This window comes from Stenotrophomonas rhizophila (assembly GCF_020857975.1).
In the GTDB taxonomy this organism is placed as follows: Bacteria; Pseudomonadota; Gammaproteobacteria; order Xanthomonadales; family Xanthomonadaceae; genus Stenotrophomonas; species Stenotrophomonas rhizophila_C.
Genome location: NZ_JACWUO010000013.1, coordinates 92,320 through 109,404 on the forward strand (window position 1 = coordinate 92,320; position 17,085 = coordinate 109,404).

Sequence of the window (17,085 nt, forward strand, 5' to 3'; positions counted from 1 at the left end):
GCGGGCGCTCCCCCGTCAGCGGGCTGCAGTGCGCGCCCGGAACACATGGCAACTTTTGGGTTGCGCTTACGGGGTCGTCGGGGCGGCGCTTTCAAACATCATGAAGACGTTGCCCTGGTAGTTGCCCTGCGCATAACCAGTGTTCGGCGCGGCGGCGGCGACGATTTCAACAGCGGCACGCTTGCTGTTGGCAGCTTCGTTGGCGGTGGCCACTTCCACTGCGGCCGCCGAGCCAAGCGCCAGCGGCTTGCCTGCGACCGACACGGTCATCTTGATGGTGTTGGCGGCGCTGGTCAGGTTCGCGTCGGCGGTCAGATAGGCGTTGATCGCGCCAAGGCCACTCTTCAGGTCCACCTGCTGCTGGATCGGCTTGAGCTTCTGGGTTGCGATATCCCAGAACATGTTCTGGGTGATACCCGCCCAGTCCCCCACCGGACTCACCTGCAACCCGTTCGGCGAGGGCACGAAGGCCTCCACGGACACCTGCAGCGGGAATTCCTCAGCCATCGCGGCGGCCGGGCTGAACATCAGGACCGCGGCCAGGGCCAGACCGGTACGATTAATCGACATGGTTGTTGCTCCATTGAAGTGACAGCCGACCTTGAGGTTCGGATCGGCCAGGGTGTTGGTTCCAGCTGGAACCTAAAGACCAAAGGCGATGCTGCGACGTTGCTCCCCTTCGACGATTTCAAGACGATGGTGCTGGCCCGCCAGGCGCTCGAAGCGCCGCTGGCTACCGGGCAGCAGATGGATCGTACGTGCCGGCGAGCACTGCTCGGCCGTGCCGCTGCCGGTGCACTGGCGGAGGTCTTGCAGAATCACCGTGCTGTTGCCGTCGTTGTGCAGCACATCGGCATCGGCCAGGGTTTCGCGGCGGACCTGGTAGCGGGCCGCCGCCGGATGCACGATCACGAACACGCCATAGCCGGTCAGCACCTTCACCCCGGCACTGAGCTGCTGCCGGTACGCGGCAGCCTGCGTCTCATCCAAGCCGAACTCATCTGCGGTCTTGGGCTGCACCGGCACGAAACGTAGTCGGTAGTAGCGCTCCTGCTCGCGCGACCGCTGGTACAGCAGGCGGGTGGCCTGCTGGCCCTGCGCCGGCACGATCATCCGCGCCGGGCTGGCCACCAGGCTGGGGACGGTGTGTCCAGCCGCTTCGTCCTGCTTCGGCAGTTCACGTGGCCGTCCATCTTCGTCATAGACCACTTCAGTGATTTCCACCCGCACGAAGGCGGTGGCATCGCCACTGTTGCGCACCCGCTTGAGCAGGGTGCTGCGGCCGGGTTCCAGGTATTCGTACATCGCCCCGACGTTGATGTTCGGGGACGACGCGTGCGCGGTCGCCATGACCGCCAGCAGCGCTGGCATCAGCAGGAGTGATCGCATCAAAGAGATCCAGTAGCGCGCCACGCTGCCGGCCAACAACGTGGGCAACAGGCGAAGCGGTGGACGACTGCAGCAGGTGCGCAGCGCCGGGTGGGGGCTGAAGAACAGGCCCACAAGATATCGACGCCCCGGCGCCATCGATATAGCACTAATTGCAAAGCTCGGCCGTCACTGAAGGTTCGAGTCCAGCCGCTGCAATGGCATAGTACCGCCACACGCAAAAGGCCGCCGCGAGTGCTCGCGACGGCCTTGTTTTGCGGGGGGGGTCCGGCCGGCGATCGGATTCGTTCGGTACCGGCACCGCGATGTTCGACCATGGGGCGGCCCCACCATTTCGGACCCGCCATTTGCGCATTATATCCGACCATGGGTCGGGCCCGCCTTTTACGAGCGCTGGTAGAAACACCACTGCTGCCGGGCCTGCTCGCGCGCCAGCCGGCTGAGCTCGGCCGCGCATCCGGCGCTGCCTACCATCCGGCCCTGGATCGCATCGATGCCGGTTTCTGCCAGCCAGGCCTGCTGGGTCGCGGTGGAGACCCCGCTGGCCAGCACCTTCAGGGTGAGCGCCCTGGCCAGGCTGGTGATGCTGCTCACCACCGCGCGGCAGTGCGGGTCGTATTCAATGCCGGCGATCAGCGACGGGCAGATGCCCAGTTCCTGCAACGGCAGCGATTGCAGCTGCGGCAGGGTGGCGTAGCCGAAGCGGAACGCACCCAGCACCACCCCCACGCCCAGCCCGGACAGCCGCTGCAGTGCGCGGCGGGCGGCGCTGAAATCCGGTCGTAGTTGCGCCTCGTCCACCGCGATGCGCAGGTCGGTCGGGGCCACTGCATGGGTGGACAGGCTGTGTTCGACCTGGCTGACAAACTGCGGCCGGCACAGCTGCGCGCTGGAGACCGGCAGCGACAGCTGCCAGTCGTGGTGGGCGCGCTGCTGCCACAGGCTGAGCTGGCGGCAGGTGGCATCCAGCCACCACTGGTCCAGCCGGGTGGACAGCTGGGCGTGCTGCGCCAGTTGCTGGATATGAGCGTGGCCGATTACCCCATCACACGGATGCTGCCAGCACAGCTGCGCCTGCGCGGCGCAGATGCGGCCCGAGCCCAGATCCAGGATCGGGTCGTAGCAGACCCGCAGCTGGCCATTACCGAACGCTTCCCCAAGCTGGTGCTGCATCACGGTCTCCCCCGTGCGGATGACCGTCAGCCGGGGCGTGACGGGAAAGGGCGGATCAGGCGACCGGCGCGGAGCGGCGGCCGGACGATACGCGATCTGCGCGGGTGGGTTCGCGCACGTCAGCCTGGAAGAAGCCGGCGCGGATGGGAATGCAAGAAATACGAAATTGCGGCCAGACGCCGCGGGTCCGTCACCGCTCGTAGCGGGGCAACTGGGCCAGATAGGCGCTGGTGGTGCTGCGCACCGCAGCCAGTGCGGCGCTGTTGGCTTGCACCCCGTGCAGGTCGATCGCCTGCATCAGCGCGCGGATCTGCGCGATCAGCGGCTCGGCTCCCACCACCGCCAGACCGCTGATCACCCGATGCAGCAGGTCCTGCACCGCCACTTGGTTGCCATCGGCTTCGGCGGCGACCAGGTCGGTCAGGTCCTTGACCGTGCTGCCGCGCAACGCCTGCACCAGTTGCCGGACCACGTCGGCCGAGCCGAAGCGCTGGATCAGTGCCTGCAGCTGCGGGTCGGCGGCTGCGGCGACCGGTGCGGCGACAGCGGGCGGTGCCGGCCAGTGCCCGGCACCAGCGTCGGCGGCATCGGCGGCCGGATGCAGGTGCTGGAGCAGCAGCGCGCGCAGCACGGCCAGCGCTACCGGCTTGGTCAGCACATCGTCCATGCCGGCGGCATGGCAGCGTTCGATATCGGCCTGCATGGCGCTGGCGGTCAGCGCGATCACCGGCAGCCGCGCGCGGCCTCCGGCCTGTTCGCGGCGGCGGATCTCACGGGTGAGCGCATAGCCGTCCATGCCGGGCATGCGGCAATCGGTGATGACCAGGTCGTAATGCTGGGCGTCCATGGCCTCCAGCGCGGCACGGCCTTCCTCGACCATGTCGTGCTCGACCCCAAGCTGCTGCAGACGCCAGCGCATCAGGCCCTGGTTGGTGGGATGGTCTTCGACCACCAGCACCCGGCCACCGCGCCAGTCGATGGCGGCCGCGGCACTGCCCGGCCCGGCCGCCGGCACCGCGACCGGCGCCGGCTCGGCCAGCACATACGGCAGCCGCAGCCGCAGTTCCACCCGGGTGCCCTGCCCGGGCGCGCTGTGCATGCGCAGCTGGCCGCCCATCAGGTCGACCAGGCGCTGGCAGATGCTCAGGCCCAGCCCGGTGCCGCCATAGCGACGGCTGGTGGAGGTTTCGGCCTGGGCGAAGGGCTGGAACAGGCCGGCCTGGTTTTCCAGCGGGATGCCGATACCGCTGTCCTGTACGGCCAGGCACAGCACCTGATGGGTCGGATCCTGCTCCACCAGCGCCAACTGGATGGACACGCTGCCGCGATCGGTGAACTTGAGCGCGTTGCTGAGCAGGTTGAACAGGATCTGGCGCAGGCGCAGGCCGTCGGCGTGGTGCAGCGGCGCAACCGTCTCCTGCACCTGGCTGCCGAGCTGCAGGCCCTTGTCGGTGGCCTGGGCCGAGAACAACTGCTGCACGTTGTCGATGATGTGGCGCAGGTCCACTTCGGTCGGCTCCAGGTGCATGGCCCCGGCCTCCATCTTGGACACGTCCAGAATGTCGTTGAGCAGTTGCCGCAGCAGGTCGGCGGATTCTTCCACGATCCCCAGCACGCGCTGCTGTTCGGTGTCCAGCGGGGTGTGGGCGAGCACTTCGAGCATGCCCAGCACGCCGCTCATGGGGGTGCGGATTTCATGGCTCATGGTGGCCAGGAATTCGGCCTTGGCTTCGGCGGCGCGTTCGGCGGTGGCCTTGGCGGCGACCAGCGCCTGCGACTGCGCATGGGCTTCGGTGATGTCGATCCAGTAGCCGCTCCATAGCTGGCGGCCATCCACATCGGCATGCGGCTTGCCGCAGGAGCGTACCCAGCGCCAGCCCTGCAGCGACTGCGCGCGAAACTCGACCACGAACGGCGCATGGTCCAGTGCGGCCCGATCGGCGGCGGCCAACACCGCAGATTGATCATCGGGGTGAATCCGGGCCAGCACATCGCGCTCGTTGTGCATGCCCAGTTCGGCGCTGATGCCGAACAGGGCCAGCATGTCGCCGGCGATGAAGGGGAAGGACAGGCCGCCATCCGCAGCGCGGGCAAGCTGGTAGACCACCGCCGGCACGTTGCCGGTGACCCCGGCCAGGCGCTGTTCGACACGGCGGCGTTCGGCCACTTCGCGGCGCAGGCGCAGGTGGCCGATGCCATGCACCGCGGCCACGATCAGCAGCACGCCGAGGATCGGCAGCAGCCAGGTCAGCACCTGCTTCCAGTCCACCCCGGAGCGATACTGCACGGCAAGCCAATCGCCGCGCAGGGCTTCGCGCTCGCGCAGGGACATGTTGTCCAGCACCCGGTTGAACACCGCCACCGCCGCGGCGTCGCGCGGCGCGGCGCCCAGCACCAGCACATCGTCGATGCCGGCCGGCGCGGCCACCTGCAGCTGGCCCGGGTAGCGCTCCTGCAGCAGCTTGTCGACCACCGCCAGGTTGCCGATGCACGCATCCACCCCGCCGGCGGCCAGCAGCGCCACGCCTTCGCGGGTGCTGCGCACCGGCACCATGATCGCGGTCGGGGATTCCTCACGCAGCCACGGCCCCAACCGGACCGGGTCGGACACGCAGACGCGCTGGCCGTCCAGGTCGCCGGCGCGGAGCACGGTGGCGCTGCCACGCCGGTTGACGATCACGTTGGCCACGATCAGGAACGGGTTGCTGCGCGCCCAGCCATCGGCCGGTACATGGCGATCGGCCGGCAGCCCCATCACCAGATCCATCTTGCCGCTGGCCATCTTGTCGCGCACCTCCTGCCAGTCGCGCACCGGCACGATTTCCAGGCGCAGGCCGACCGCGCGCAGCCGGCGCAGGTACTCGCCTGCCAGGCCGGCCGGCTGGCCGTTTGCATCCACGAAGGAAATCGGCGCCCAGTCCGGCGCGAAGCCCACGCGCAGGGTGCGCTGCTGCAGCTGCTGCTCACCCATCCGCAGGCTGACCACCTGCTGGCCCTGCCGCCACTGCAGCGCCGGCAGCCAGTTCGTACGGATCTGCGCCATCCGCGCCGCCGGCACCTGGTTCATCGCCACGCCCAGCGCCTCGGCCAACGGCTGGCGCGCGTTGGGCACCGCAAAATGCAGGGTTTCCAACGGCAGATCGCCCTGACGCACCAGTTCGACGTTGTCGATGCCCTCGCGCTTGAGCAGCGCGGTGATCACATACGGGTTGCCGATATAGACGTCGGCCTCGCGGTCGGCGACCATGCGCAGCGCGCTGATGGTGTCCGGGGCCAGCAGGTGGGTCGCCGAGGGGTAGCGGTCGCGCGCCGAACGGGTGCTGACAAAGCCCTTCTCCATGACCACGCGCAGACCGCGCAGGTAGGGCCGGTCGGACGGGCGCGGATCGGTACGGCGCGCCGCCAGGGCCAGCGGGGCTTCGCTGTAGGGGTCGGTGAAGACCAGGCAGCGGGTGCGCTCGGCGGTCAGCGATACGTTCATCACCACATCGATCTCGCCGCGGCAGGCCGCGGCCAGCACACTGGGCCAGTCCGGGTATACCCGGGTGTCCAGCGCCACCCCCAGCCGTTGCGTGCTGGCCCGCAGGTAATCCCATGCCAGCCCATCGGGACGGCCATCGCGCAGTTCCTCGAACGGCGGCCAGCCACTCTCGTAGACCCCCACGGTGATGCGCGGGTGCGCGCGCAGCCATTGGCCCTGGGCGGCGGTGAGCACCGGTGCGGATGCGGCGGCGCCGACCGACGGTGCCGCGACCACGTGCCCGGGCGGCCAGGCCAGGCCCAGCACGATCAGGCAACAGAGCAACCAGGTACGCATGCAAGCAGCTCCCACAGGGCATCAAGCGGACGGCACCGCGCCCCACCCTGCGGGGGAGCCCGTGCAGTGTGCACGCAGATGCCAGCGGCAACCAGCCCTGCCGGCGCTGAAGATGCTTCAGCCCCGCATTTGCTATCGTTCACCCTGCCCCTTTCTTTCCTTGGAATCCCATGTCCCGCCAGCCGTCTGCCGCCCGGTCCGTTGCAAAGATGAAAGCCACGCTCGCAGCGGCGGTGGCAGGATCCGGGATGGATGAGCAGGCGCTGTTGCGCGCCGCGACCCAGGAAGCCTATCGGCGCGTCACCCTGTTGCTCAACGCCAGCTACGCCGATTTCAGCCCGGAACAACAGCGCCGGATCCGCGCGGCGTTGGGCAGCGAGACCCCGGCCGGTGCCGTCAGCCCGGCCAGGCGCGGCAAACCGGGCAGCACCGCCAAGCAAGACCTGCCGCCGCGCTACTGGCTGCCCTACAGCGGCGAAACCTGGTCCGGTCGCGGGCGCCCGCCCAAGGCATTCCTTGCCTGGGAAGGCACCGTGGCCCACACCGAATGGAAGAAGCGGCACCCCGACCAGCGTTTTCCGGCTTACCCGGGCTGATTCCAGCTCGGCTGGCACTGCGGCGGCGAGCAACCGCCCAAGTGCGAGCCCGAAGGGCCGCAAGATGGCCTGCCCAGGTTGCGCGGCAACCGAAAGTGGGCAACGGCCGCTCGCGCCGTGGGATTGGCCTTCACAGACCCACCGGTCGCCGTGCATGGACGGCGGTGTGGATATCGCACGATCCAACCCGTCCATCGTTGCTGCGTCCGCAGCCGGCCATGATTGGCCCCGGCCACCCCGTCGCCGCCTGGCCCGGCCTCACAGGTCGAGGTGGGGACGCAGCAGGGCCTCGAACCACTCGATGAAGGCGTTGAGCCGGCGCGAACGCTGCCTGCGGCTGGGATACACAAGCGACACCTGCATGGGCGCGGCACGAAAGCCCGGCATGACTTCCACAAGTTCGCCCCGGTCGAGCAGATGCTGGACATCGAACCGGGGAATCTGGATCAATCCCATCCCCGCCACGCAGCAGGCGATGTAGCTTTCGGCGTTGTTGACGATCACCTGGCTGGGTACGGCGACCAGCCGTTCCTGGCCCGACACAACATAGTCCCAGGGAAGCTCCCGCCCGGTGGAAGGCGAGGCATAGCCCACCGACAGGTGGCCCTGGAGCAGATCATCCGCCCCGGCCGGCACGCCATGCTCACGCAGGTAGCCCGGGCTGGCGCAGTTGATCAGGGCGATATGCCCCAGCGGACGAGCGACCAGACTGCTGTCATGCAGCGCGCCGATCCGCACGGCGCAGTCGACCCCTTCGTGGACCAGGTCGATCGCACGGTCGGTCGAGCCCAGTGCCAACTGCAGGCCGGGATAGCGGCGCAGAAATCCCGGCAGCGCGGGGGCGATCAGCCGACGCGCGATGCGGCTGGGCACGTCCACGTTGAGCCGCCCCGAAACCCTGCGTTGGCTGGCATGGAACAGCTGTTCGATGTCTTCGGCATCGCAGAGTAACAGGCGTACCCGTTCCAGCAACTGCACGCCATCGGCAGTGGGCCGCACCTGCCGCGTCGTTCGGTGCAGCAGGCGCGTGCCCATCGCCGATTCGAGTTGCTGGACCGCCGCCGACACCGATGCGCGCGGCACGTCCAGCGCATGGGCGGCCTTGATGAAACTCCCCATCTCGGCAACCTGGACGAAGATGCGGTACTGATCGAGTTTGTCCATTCATCCTTTCCCACAAAACCCACTCGCGCCGGGAACCCGCCCTACGGGAAACACCTCATCCGCTGTCGTTGCGGCGACGCTCGCGCAGCAGGCGCCCCTCCCAGAAACTCACCACCAGCACCACCGGGGTGGTCAGCCAGCCCATGACCAGCAGATCCACCACCCATGCCACCGGCGCCAACGCCAGCAGCATCAGCACCCCGGCCAGGTGCGGGGCCGGCACCCAAAAAAGAACCCCCGCGTTATCCATGCTGGTATCCGCCATGCCCAACGACCCTACTCGTCCAGGGCATCGAGCACCAGCTCGGCGGTGAGCCCACTGCTGTACTGCTGCTGCCCGGTAATCAAGCGCCCATCGCGGATCGCGAACGGTTCGTTCGCGCCCCGGCAGCGGTAGCTGGTGCCCTGGATCCGGGCGGCTTCGCCCTGGATGGTGTAGTCGTTCAGGGTCATGCCAAAGGTCTTGTTGACCTCGTCCTCCTCCTCGTCGCTGAAGCCGGTCCAGGTCTTGCCCTCGGCCAGCAACCTGCCATCGGACAGCCGCGTCCAGAGCAGGAGGCAAGCGCCGTGGCAGATCAAGGCGACGATCTTGCCCTTCTCGTAGAAGTCGGCGATCAGCGCGTGCAGCGCCGGGGCGTCCTTGAAGGTGAGCAGCGGCCCGCCCCCGCCGGCAACCCACACCGCGTCGTAGTCGTCGACGTTCACCGCACTGATCGGCAGCGTCTGCCCGAGCAGCGGGCCAAACCCGGCATGATGGACGAAGCCCAGGGTGACCAGGTCGTCGGCGTAGGGGCCGCCGGGCGTGCGCGGGTCGCTGTGCGTGTCGATCATGACCTCGCCGCCTTCCGGAGACACCAGGTCCACCCGATGCCCGGCTTCTGTGAACATCAGGAAGGCGCGGGTCATCTCTTCGCCAAAGAAGCCCACCGCAAAGCCCTTCAGCTGGGCGGTATTGGAGACGATCGACAGGATACGGCGCGGCTTGCGCTTCACGCCGATGCGGGTTTCAACTTTCAGGTCAGACGCTGGCATGGCTGTGCCCTCCAAAGTTCAACTATCGCCCGGGCTTCGGCCCCGGCGGCGGGCATGGATGCCTACTTGGTGGTGTACCCACCATTGATGAGGATGGTCTGCCCGGTGATCCACCAGCCGTCGCTCACCAGGTGGCGGATGAAGGGCACGACATCCTCTATGTCGGTCAGGCCGGTCTTGCTGAAGGGCGAAAGCGCCGCGGCCGTCTTGTGGTAGGCCACCGCATCGGCGCCCTCGGCCGGATAGAAGAAGGGCGTGTCCATCGGGCCCGGGCCGACGGCCGTGACCGAGATGCCGCGTGCACCGAACTCCTTGGACGCCGCACGGGTGAAATGCTCCACCGGCGCCTTGGTGCCTGCGTAGGCGGCGTAGAACGGGGTGAAGGCACCCAGCAGCGAGGTCACGATCGTGCAGATCTTGCCGTTGTCGTTGAGATTCCTGCCGGCTTCCTTGAGGAAGAAAAAAGCGGTCTTGGAATTGACCGCCGTCATCTGGTCGTATTCGGCCTCGCTGATCTCGGCCATGGGCTTCTTGAGCACCTTGCCGACGGTATTGATGGCGATGTCGGGCTTGCCGACCGCCGCGACCGCGTCGGCGAACAGCTTTTCGACCGCGCCGGCCGTGCTCAGGTCGCCCTGCAGCGCCACGGCCTGCGCACCTCTGGCCTGCACCGCGGCGACGGTGGCGTCGGCATCGGCCCTGGAGGCGGCGCTGTTGTAGTGGATCACCACGGCCTTGGCGCCCTGCGCGGCCAGGTCGCGGGCGATCAGGCCGCCGAGGTTCTTGGCGCCGCCGGCGATGAGGACAACCTTGCCCCGGATGGAATGGTCTGCCATGGAAAACTCCTTCACGCGTCGATGAAGCGTCGAGCCTAGGCGGTTTCACCTGGGGCGATAAACCGCCGTTGGCTGGATGGATAATCCAGGAAAGCAATCCAATCGAGGTTTTTTGGGTCTGCAGATCACGCTGTTGGTGCTGGTGGCGCACCCTGCCCTTTTAGACCATCCGCGTCTGTGGCGCGCCCGGGGACTGTTCCTGCGCATGGTCAAGCGTGCGTTGCTGGGCTTGCTGCTGGGCAAGGCGCTGGTTGACCTGCTCCAGTTGACTGAATGACTGCTCCACCGGCGTCTGCGTGGCCTGCTGGGTTGGCATGTGGGCACGAAGCATGGCCGGGTCATCAAGTGATCCCTGGACTACATATACGTTCTGGGCTGCAGCCAGGTGGCCGGTCCTGGCACTCAGAACAACGTGATCAACCTGCGTCAACCCATTGTCCTTGGCCAGGGTCAGCAGACTGGCCGCCATGCGCTCACTGCTGGCATCAAAGATGCGGCCACGCTTCAAATCAAGCTCCGCGACCTTGCCTGTGATCTGCTGATGAAGACCGAAGTCCTGATGATCTGCATCCACGGGCGTCTTCCCGCCCTGGCTTTCTTGACGAAGGCTTCGTTCAAGCTGCCGATCCTGCTGGCGTTCGAGTGGCGTCTTCCATTTCTCGATCTCGGGCGCAGCGTTGATCGCCCCCGTCGCCGGATCGCGCTCGATGTTCACTCTCGCCCAGTTCGATCCGATATCGACCTTGCCGGTCGTCAGATCCACGGTGTCATCCAGGATCCTGGCAGCAGTGGCCTGGGCTTGTTCTTCCCACATATTCCTGGGAGCCCAGGAACCTTGCTCAGCCTTTGCCTTTTCAAGCCGGTCGGTGATGAATTCTTCCGGGTTGCCAAATTGCTTGCGGGCTGAGCCTTGAACTGACGCTTTGACCTCGAAGCTCTCCCAATTGCCTTCAGGATTCTTTCCGACGACATCAATGCCGTGGCCCTGCTTGTTCTGGATGGCAACAAGATCGGTATAGCCTCTGCGAGCGAGGTCATGGGAGACAAAGGCCTCACCGATGTCACCCACTTCCGGATCGGTCAACGCAGACAATTCCCTCTTGCCCACATAGGCCTCGATGGCTTTCTCCATTGAGACCTGTCCATCGAACACCGAGATGTCTTTTCGGGCGAGATGGCCCAGTTCCCGGGGAGAAAGCGCACCGCTTTGCAGCAATCCATCCAGGCTTCCCGATTTCCGGAAGCCTTCGACCAATTCACCCAGTTCGCCCTGGCTGCGCTTCATGCCAGCCAGGCCATGGAACATCAGGTCGGCGCCCTCGGCGGCGATACCGCCCTTGGCTTGTACCCGCCGGGCATCGTTAGCCAGCTCTACCAGCTCGCCTGCCAACTCCCTGGCGGCACGGGCTTCCACCCGTCCCGCCAGGTTTCCTGCCGCCGGGGCGAGGTCTTCTGCGACGTCTGCCGCCTTGGCGACCTTGGCCAGGCTGGTGAGTTTGGTGACAGGGACGAAGGTCGCGATGATCTCAATCGCAACGGCGCCCTGGGCTTGCCCCAGATACTCCTGCTCCTTACCCTCCCGGGTTGCCTTTTCAAGCCCGGCCTCCCACTCGTTCCAGGCACCGACGGCAGCATTTCGGATGTCGCGCGGCACCTTGCCAGGATCGTCGATGGCATCGTTGGCATAGATCGACGCCGCACCGATGACAAAATTGCGGAAGTCGCGATCTGTGCTGAAACGATGCGCGAGCATGGCCAGATCGATCGTGTCGCCAATCATGCTCAAGCCATGGGACGTGGCCCCCTTCATCGCCCCGTAGCTTTCCTGCGCCTCTCCTGCGGTATGGCCGGCCAGCCCTGCGGCTGCCCGGTCCAGGTAACTGTTCTGCGGGTTGTCACGTGCCTCAACCGCCCAGCGCCTGGCAGTGGCCAGGCTGTCGCTGATCTGCTGGTCCGTCCAACCCAAGGCTTCGCCCGCCTTGGCAGCGGCCGCCTCATAACCGGCCGAGACCGGTTCTTCCACGAACCGTTCGTAGTTCCGCTCGGCCCAGGACTCATTGACATTGGCGGCATCCAGCGCGTCAGCAAAACGCCTGGCGTCAGCGCTCGGCAGCCGCGTCGTGATCGCCTCCAGCAGCGGTCCTACCTGTTCTCGTCCTTGTTCGGATGCATAGGCAGGCGACCTCACAATGTCGTTGACCACGCTCCTGGCGTCCAGCCCATCCATGGACTGATGGGAGTAGATCAATCGATAAGCTTGGTAGGCGGTTAAATCAACCTGGCCATCTGCGGAGGTCGCTTGGGCCAGTGCGGCAATATCAGCACTTCGAGTCTGGTGGGTTGCATCGTTCATGTCAGAGTCCATTCTTCACGACAGGATTGAATCAACGGAACTGCGGATAGTCCTTGATCAGCCGTTCTTCGACGGCCTGAGCCAGTGGAAACGCGGCTACGGATGTGATGTCACGCAGGACCTTCCAAGACGCATCGACAAGCGAATGATTCGTCTCGAATTCGGGAAGGCCATGCCTGCGCCGTAGCGCCTGGATGGCGAGAAGTTCTGCCGGAAACACGCGATCCATCGTCGCGTCGAACTCGAACTTCTGTCTGTCGGTGCTCTCCCTGCTTCGAGAGATGTGGAATTCGGCAGCCACCTGCATGACAGTCTGGAACTTCAGCTGGTCATCTGTGTTCCAGGCATCGAGCACCGCCCGGTACTCGGGAATGAGCGGATTGAGAGGTTCAAAGCGCGTTGGAATTTCAAACCCGGCCGAGAACAGCGCGACCGCGAAGACATCGGAAGTGGAATTCCTGATGCGTCGCATTTCAGGCATCGTATTGATGCGCTGGTCCTTTTCCGCCATCTCGATGTAGCGCTGCGCGCAGACGGAGCCTTCGGTCCACCAGGAGAGCATGGAAGGCCCCATGGCCATCATGCTGTCTGAAAATTCCCTGGGCCAGTTGCCAAGGTCCTGGCGCATGTCCGAATACATCCCCATCCACCGGAAGAACAGCGCGCGCAGGCGAACGGCTCGCTGGACGAATACGGCCAGTGTTTCGATGTCGGATCGGAAGAAGGCATCGCAGCTGCGGACATCGTAGACAAGCGCCAGATCATTGAGCTGGCCCGCTGCCTTTTGATGCAACGCACCGGGCGTGTCCAGGAACTTCTGGATTGCGGCCTCTGCCTGCTCGGCCTTGCCCTTCTTCCGAGCGTTCTCCAACCACTCGCTGCACTCAAGAGCCAGCGCCTGGAGCGATGGATGCGGGTTCAATGCCATGGTCCAGGCCAGTCCTTGTGCACTTCTTTCTCGCTTTTCAGTCAAGCGACAGGCAAAAAGCATCCCACTGTTTTGCCCCTGCTTCAACTCCCCGCCCTGCCCCACTCCCTTCCCCTATCAAGGTTCCAGGGACCTTCGGGGCACTCGCGGACGGGACCGTGAGCCGCCCCATGTGCGCCTGCCTTGTCCCAAGCGGCCAGGCAGAGCGCCCAACGCCGGCAGCTGACCGCCGGCCGACCCGCATGTTAATATCTCTCATTCGCAACTACCCCTCCCGCCCCTCCGATGACCTGCCCGTCCCTTCCCATCTCCGCCTTGGGCCTGGCCCTAGCCTGCGCTTCGGCCCATGCAGCGCCGCCATCCTCCGCCGATGTGCACCAGCTGGATGCCGTGCAGGTGCATGGCCGGGCCCAGACCCTTTACCGGGTGGACGATGCGACCGTGGGGACGCGCACCGATACGCCGCTGGCGTTGGTGCCGCAGTCCATCCAGGTGGTACCGCGCGAGCTGATCGAGGACCAGGCTGCACGCCAGATCACCGATCTGTACCGCAGCATCAGCGGCATCAGCTTTTTCAGCTACGCCGGCGTGACCCTGCGCGGCTTCCGCCAGGAAAACGTGCTGTACGACGGCCTGCGCGGCGACCCGTATGCCGGCTTTTCGGTGCCGCAGCTGTTCAACATCGAGCGCGTGGAAGTCCTGAAGGGACCGGCAGGCGCGCTGTATGGCGGCGGCGATGCCGGGGGTGTCATCAACTACGTAACGCGCAAGCCCAAAGCCACGCCCGAGCGCCGCATCGAACTGCAGGCCGGCAACAACGGTTTCCGCGCGGGATCGGTCGAGGCCACCGGGCCAATGAACGCCGCAGGCAGCGTGCGCTACCGCGCCGGGCTGTATGGCGATACCGAACAGGGCGTGCGCTGGAACGCAGACAGCGAGAGCGTGATCGGCGATGCGTCGCTGGCCTTCGACGTGGGCGACACCGGCGAGTTGACCCTGCAGTTCACCGACATCACCCAGAACCTGGGCGGCAACCGCCTGCGCGGCGTGCCGGTGGACGACAACGGCAGTTTCCTGACCGACCGGCGATGGAACCATAACGAAGCCAGCGACTTCCTGGATATGCGTGCCAAGGTGGCGCTGGTGCAGTACCGCTTCTCGCCCGGCAGCAACCTGGACCTCGATTTTGGCGCACGCTGGTTCGAGAACAACGAGCATCAGATCTACCACGAGCCGATGGGCCTGATCGACCGCAACCGCGATGGCGTGCCCGAATGGATGACCCGCCAGCTGCGCAACCAGATTCGCGACAACGACGCGTTTACCGCCAACGGCAACGCGGTGTGGCGCTTCAACACCGGCCGCATCGGGCACAAGCTGCTGTTCGGCGCCGACGTCTACCAGCAGGACGCCGACTTCACCGCGCAGACGGCCAACAGCGCCGACCTGGCGCGGGGTGCCGGCCCGGTGCCCGGCATCGACCTGTTCAACCCGGCGTATGGCGCCAGCTCGTGGCGGGACTACAACCTGGCCGCCCTGCCCTGGCGCGGCACCAGCACGCGCAGCAAGCGCTATGGCGGCTACCTGCAGGACGAACTGGCGCTGACCCCGCGCTGGCACGTGCTGGCCGGACTGCGCTGGGACGGGTTCAAGGACGATGACCGCATCGCCGGCACCGCCGTGGATGGCAACGACATCAGCTGGCGGCTGGGCAGCACCTACACCGTGCGCGAAGGCGTCAATGTCTACGCCAACATCGCCAGCGGATTCATGCCCCAGAGCGCAGCCAACCAGAGCGCCGAAGCGGGCGGCCCGTTCGATGCCGAGCGCAGCAGGCAGTGGGAAGTCGGCCTGAAATCCCTGCTGGCCGAGCGCGTGACCCTGAACCTGGCCGCTTACCGGATCGACCGCAGCAATATCGTGCAGGCCACCGGCGAGATCGTGGACGGCGTGAACCAGCTGGCCGCCCTCGGCCTGGTACGCAGTACCGGCATGGAGCTGGACCTGCTGGCCGATGTCACCGAACGCTGGGTGCTCAACCTGACCTACGCCTACAACGATGCCCGGGTGAAGGATGCCGGCAGCAACGGCATCACCAATGCCTCCGGCGACCGCTTCGCCAATGCCCCGCAGAACAAGCTCGGCCTGTGGACACGCTACGAGCTGCCGGCGATCAACTCGGCGATCGGCTTCGGCGCCGATTACGTGGATGAGCGCGTCAGCCTGGATGGCCAACGGGTAAAGCCGTACACCGTGTTCGACATGAGCTGGAAAACACAGTGGCAGCAGTGGCAGTTCCAGGCCAACGTCAAGAACCTGTTCGACAAGGTCTATGCCGCCAGCGGTTTCACCGGGCGCACCGGCCACTTCCCGGGTGAGCCGCGCCGGGTGTACGTGCAAGCCGCTTACGCGTTCTGAGCCCGCCCATGCGCCAGCCTTCGCCAGCGCCCCCCACCCGCCCGGCACGCGCCGGCAGTGGCCGGCGGCTGTGGTTCGACCTGCACAGTTGGCTGGGCCTGAAACTCTGCCTGTTCATGGGCTTTGTCTGCCTCACCGGCACGCTGGCGGTATTCTCCCAGGAGATCGACTGGCTGCTGCATTCCCCCATGCGCGTGGCCGATGGGGGTGAGCAGGCCGGCTGGGGCGCGGTCATCCATGCCGCACAGACAGCACATCCGGACTGGGAACTGGAAGGCATCAGCGCCGGCCACACCCGACTGTTCGCCGCGCGCGCGCAGATGCGCCTGCCCGACGGCAAGCGGCGCTTCGTCTGGATCAACCCGTATACCGCGCAGGTGAACGGCGACACCGGCTGGTTCAATACACAGCGGCTGCTCCGCAACACCCACCGCCACCTGATGCTGCCGGTGGCCTGGGGCGTGCCACTGGTGACGGCGTTGTCCATCCCCTTGCTGCTCTCGCTGCTCAGCAGTCTCTACATCTACAAGAAGTGGTGGCGTGGATTCCTGAAATGGCCCGACGCTTCGCGACCGCGCCGCCTGTGGGGCGATGTGCATCGCCTGGCCGGAGTATGGTCGCTATGGTTCCTGCTGTTGATCGGCCTGACCGGGGCGTGGTACCTGATCGAATCCCTCGGCGGCGATGCACCGGCCGCACCGACCATGCGACTGGCCAAGGGCGGCGACCGCATTGCCGCGGTAGATCCGGCTGCCGTCGACGCTGCGGTGCGGACCGTCCGCCAGCAATGGCCCGGCCTGGACATCCTCGCGGCCATTCCCGCGCGCGACGGCGGCAGCATCCTCTTCATGGGCGAAGCCGACGCCTGGCTGGTGCGCGAGCGGGCAAACAACATCGCCGTCGACCTGCATACCGGGCAAGTGATGGGCATGCATGACGGCCGTGCGCTGGGGGTCCACCAGCGCATCGCCGAAATGGCCGACCCCCTGCACTTCGGCAGCTTCGGTGGCTGGCCCATCCGACTGCTCTGGTTGCTGGCCGGCATCCTGCTGACCGGGCTGTGCTTTACCGGCGTGTATCTCTACGGACTGCGCACGGTGGATTCGCTGCGATCGGCAGCAAAGAGGAGGCAGGCATGAGCCATGGAAAGCTGCCGGGGCCCTGGCGCGCGGCGTGGCTTGGGATGGGTCGTTGGCGCTGGCTGTGGCTGGTGCTGTTGCTGGTGTGGGCGTCGCTGGTGCCGTTGGAGGCTATGAAGTAGCGGCGCTTATCCGATCAACATGGCCTGAAGGAGGCCAGTGCTCCACGGATCCCCCGGGTGCGATGCACCTGGGCGCGTCAGGGTGATCGACATCACCTACATCCGATAGAGTTCGAAA

14 protein-coding genes are annotated in these 17,085 nt (G+C 66.2%); 4 read left to right on the forward strand and 10 right to left on the reverse strand.

Translation table 11 applies throughout. From position 1 onward, the window contains the following. Window positions 1-66 precede the first annotated feature (66 nt). The 4 genes from IC535_RS13380 to IC535_RS13395 all read right to left on the reverse strand — a co-directional run bounded on the left by IC535_RS13380 (window position 67) and on the right by IC535_RS13395 (window position 6,379). Window positions 67-570, reverse strand: coding sequence for a CS1 type fimbrial major subunit (locus tag IC535_RS13380; protein WP_228886451.1), 504 nt, complete (start codon window positions 568-570; stop codon window positions 67-69). Between the two features lie 72 nt (window positions 571-642). Further along, window positions 643-1,503 (reverse strand): CS1 fimbrial subunit B flags: Precursor, encoded by an 861-nt coding sequence (locus IC535_RS13385; RefSeq protein WP_228886450.1) that lies wholly within the window; start codon window positions 1,501-1,503, stop codon window positions 643-645. A 270-nt stretch (window positions 1,504-1,773) separates the two neighbouring features. After that, window positions 1,774-2,562, reverse strand: a complete 789-nt coding sequence (locus IC535_RS13390) for an EAL domain-containing protein (RefSeq protein ID WP_228886449.1) — start codon at window positions 2,560-2,562, stop codon at window positions 1,774-1,776. A 190-nt stretch (window positions 2,563-2,752) separates the two neighbouring features. Continuing rightward, window positions 2,753-6,379, reverse strand: a complete 3,627-nt coding sequence (locus IC535_RS13395; RefSeq protein WP_228886448.1) for an ATP-binding protein — start codon at window positions 6,377-6,379, stop codon at window positions 2,753-2,755. Window positions 6,380-6,588: 209 nt separating this feature from the next. Between IC535_RS13395 and IC535_RS13400 the strand changes: the two genes are divergently transcribed. Then, window positions 6,589-6,975: an H-NS family nucleoid-associated regulatory protein gene (locus IC535_RS13400; protein ID WP_228886447.1), complete on the forward strand. Its 387-nt coding sequence runs from the start codon at window positions 6,589-6,591 to the stop codon at window positions 6,973-6,975. 258 nt (window positions 6,976-7,233) lie between these two features. Here the strand turns inward: IC535_RS13400 and IC535_RS13405 are convergent, their stop codons facing one another. The 6 genes from IC535_RS13405 to IC535_RS13430 all read right to left on the reverse strand — a co-directional run bounded on the left by IC535_RS13405 (window position 7,234) and on the right by IC535_RS13430 (window position 13,288). Next, window positions 7,234-8,139 (reverse strand): LysR family transcriptional regulator, encoded by a 906-nt coding sequence (locus IC535_RS13405; protein WP_228886446.1) that lies wholly within the window; start codon window positions 8,137-8,139, stop codon window positions 7,234-7,236. Window positions 8,140-8,194: 55 nt separating this feature from the next. Beyond that, window positions 8,195-8,362 carry a hypothetical protein gene (locus tag IC535_RS13410; RefSeq protein ID WP_228886445.1) on the reverse strand — a complete coding sequence of 56 codons (168 nt, stop codon included), beginning with the start codon at window positions 8,360-8,362 and terminating at the stop codon, window positions 8,195-8,197. Window positions 8,363-8,415: 53 nt separating this feature from the next. Then, entirely contained in the window at window positions 8,416-9,171 is a 756-nt protein-coding gene (locus tag IC535_RS13415; RefSeq protein ID WP_228958689.1) for a type 1 glutamine amidotransferase domain-containing protein, read from the reverse strand. Window positions 9,172-9,233: 62 nt separating this feature from the next. Beyond that, complete coding sequence (locus IC535_RS13420) at window positions 9,234-10,007, reverse strand: SDR family oxidoreductase (protein ID WP_228886443.1); 774 nt, start codon at window positions 10,005-10,007, stop codon at window positions 9,234-9,236. 160 nt (window positions 10,008-10,167) lie between these two features. Further along, complete coding sequence (locus tag IC535_RS13425) at window positions 10,168-12,360, reverse strand: XVIPCD domain-containing protein (protein ID WP_228886442.1); 2,193 nt, start codon at window positions 12,358-12,360, stop codon at window positions 10,168-10,170. A gap of 31 nt (window positions 12,361-12,391) precedes the next feature. Then, window positions 12,392-13,288, reverse strand: a complete 897-nt coding sequence (locus tag IC535_RS13430) for a hypothetical protein (RefSeq protein ID WP_228886441.1) — start codon at window positions 13,286-13,288, stop codon at window positions 12,392-12,394. 285 nt (window positions 13,289-13,573) lie between these two features. Here IC535_RS13430 and IC535_RS13435 point away from each other — a divergent pair, with 285 nt between their 5' ends. From IC535_RS13435 to IC535_RS18740, 3 genes are read left to right on the forward strand one after another with little or no spacing between them, the layout of a single operon-like run. Next, complete coding sequence (locus IC535_RS13435) at window positions 13,574-15,706, forward strand: TonB-dependent siderophore receptor (RefSeq protein ID WP_228886440.1); 2,133 nt, start codon at window positions 13,574-13,576, stop codon at window positions 15,704-15,706. Between the two features lie 8 nt (window positions 15,707-15,714). Continuing rightward, window positions 15,715-16,845: a PepSY-associated TM helix domain-containing protein gene (locus IC535_RS13440; RefSeq protein WP_228886439.1), complete on the forward strand. Its 1,131-nt coding sequence runs from the start codon at window positions 15,715-15,717 to the stop codon at window positions 16,843-16,845. Beyond that, complete coding sequence (locus IC535_RS18740; RefSeq protein WP_267473002.1) at window positions 16,842-16,967, forward strand: hypothetical protein; 126 nt, start codon at window positions 16,842-16,844, stop codon at window positions 16,965-16,967. Before IC535_RS13440 ends, IC535_RS18740 begins: the two co-directional genes overlap by 4 nt. Window positions 16,968-17,085 lie beyond the last annotated feature (118 nt).

Coding starts and splice junctions, on each gene's coding strand:
- IC535_RS13405 (WP_228886446.1), bottom strand. CDS start 8,139: ATGGACAAACTCGATCAGTACCGCATCTTCGTCCAGGTTGCCGAGATG.
- IC535_RS13400 (WP_228886447.1), top strand. CDS start 6,589: ATGAAAGCCACGCTCGCAGCGGCGGTGGCAGGATCCGGGATGGATGAG.
- IC535_RS13380 (WP_228886451.1), bottom strand. CDS start 570: ATGTCGATTAATCGTACCGGTCTGGCCCTGGCCGCGGTCCTGATGTTC.
- IC535_RS13395 (WP_228886448.1), bottom strand. CDS start 6,379: ATGCGTACCTGGTTGCTCTGTTGCCTGATCGTGCTGGGCCTGGCCTGG.
- IC535_RS13435 (WP_228886440.1), top strand. CDS start 13,574: ATGACCTGCCCGTCCCTTCCCATCTCCGCCTTGGGCCTGGCCCTAGCC.
- IC535_RS13440 (WP_228886439.1), top strand. CDS start 15,715: ATGCGCCAGCCTTCGCCAGCGCCCCCCACCCGCCCGGCACGCGCCGGC.
- IC535_RS13420 (WP_228886443.1), bottom strand. CDS start 10,007: ATGGCAGACCATTCCATCCGGGGCAAGGTTGTCCTCATCGCCGGCGGC.
- IC535_RS13390 (WP_228886449.1), bottom strand. CDS start 2,562: ATGCAGCACCAGCTTGGGGAAGCGTTCGGTAATGGCCAGCTGCGGGTC.
- IC535_RS13415 (WP_228958689.1), bottom strand. CDS start 9,171: ATGCCAGCGTCTGACCTGAAAGTTGAAACCCGCATCGGCGTGAAGCGC.
- IC535_RS13430 (WP_228886441.1), bottom strand. CDS start 13,288: ATGGCATTGAACCCGCATCCATCGCTCCAGGCGCTGGCTCTTGAGTGC.
- IC535_RS18740 (WP_267473002.1), top strand. CDS start 16,842: ATGAGCCATGGAAAGCTGCCGGGGCCCTGGCGCGCGGCGTGGCTTGGG.
- IC535_RS13425 (WP_228886442.1), bottom strand. CDS start 12,360: ATGAACGATGCAACCCACCAGACTCGAAGTGCTGATATTGCCGCACTG.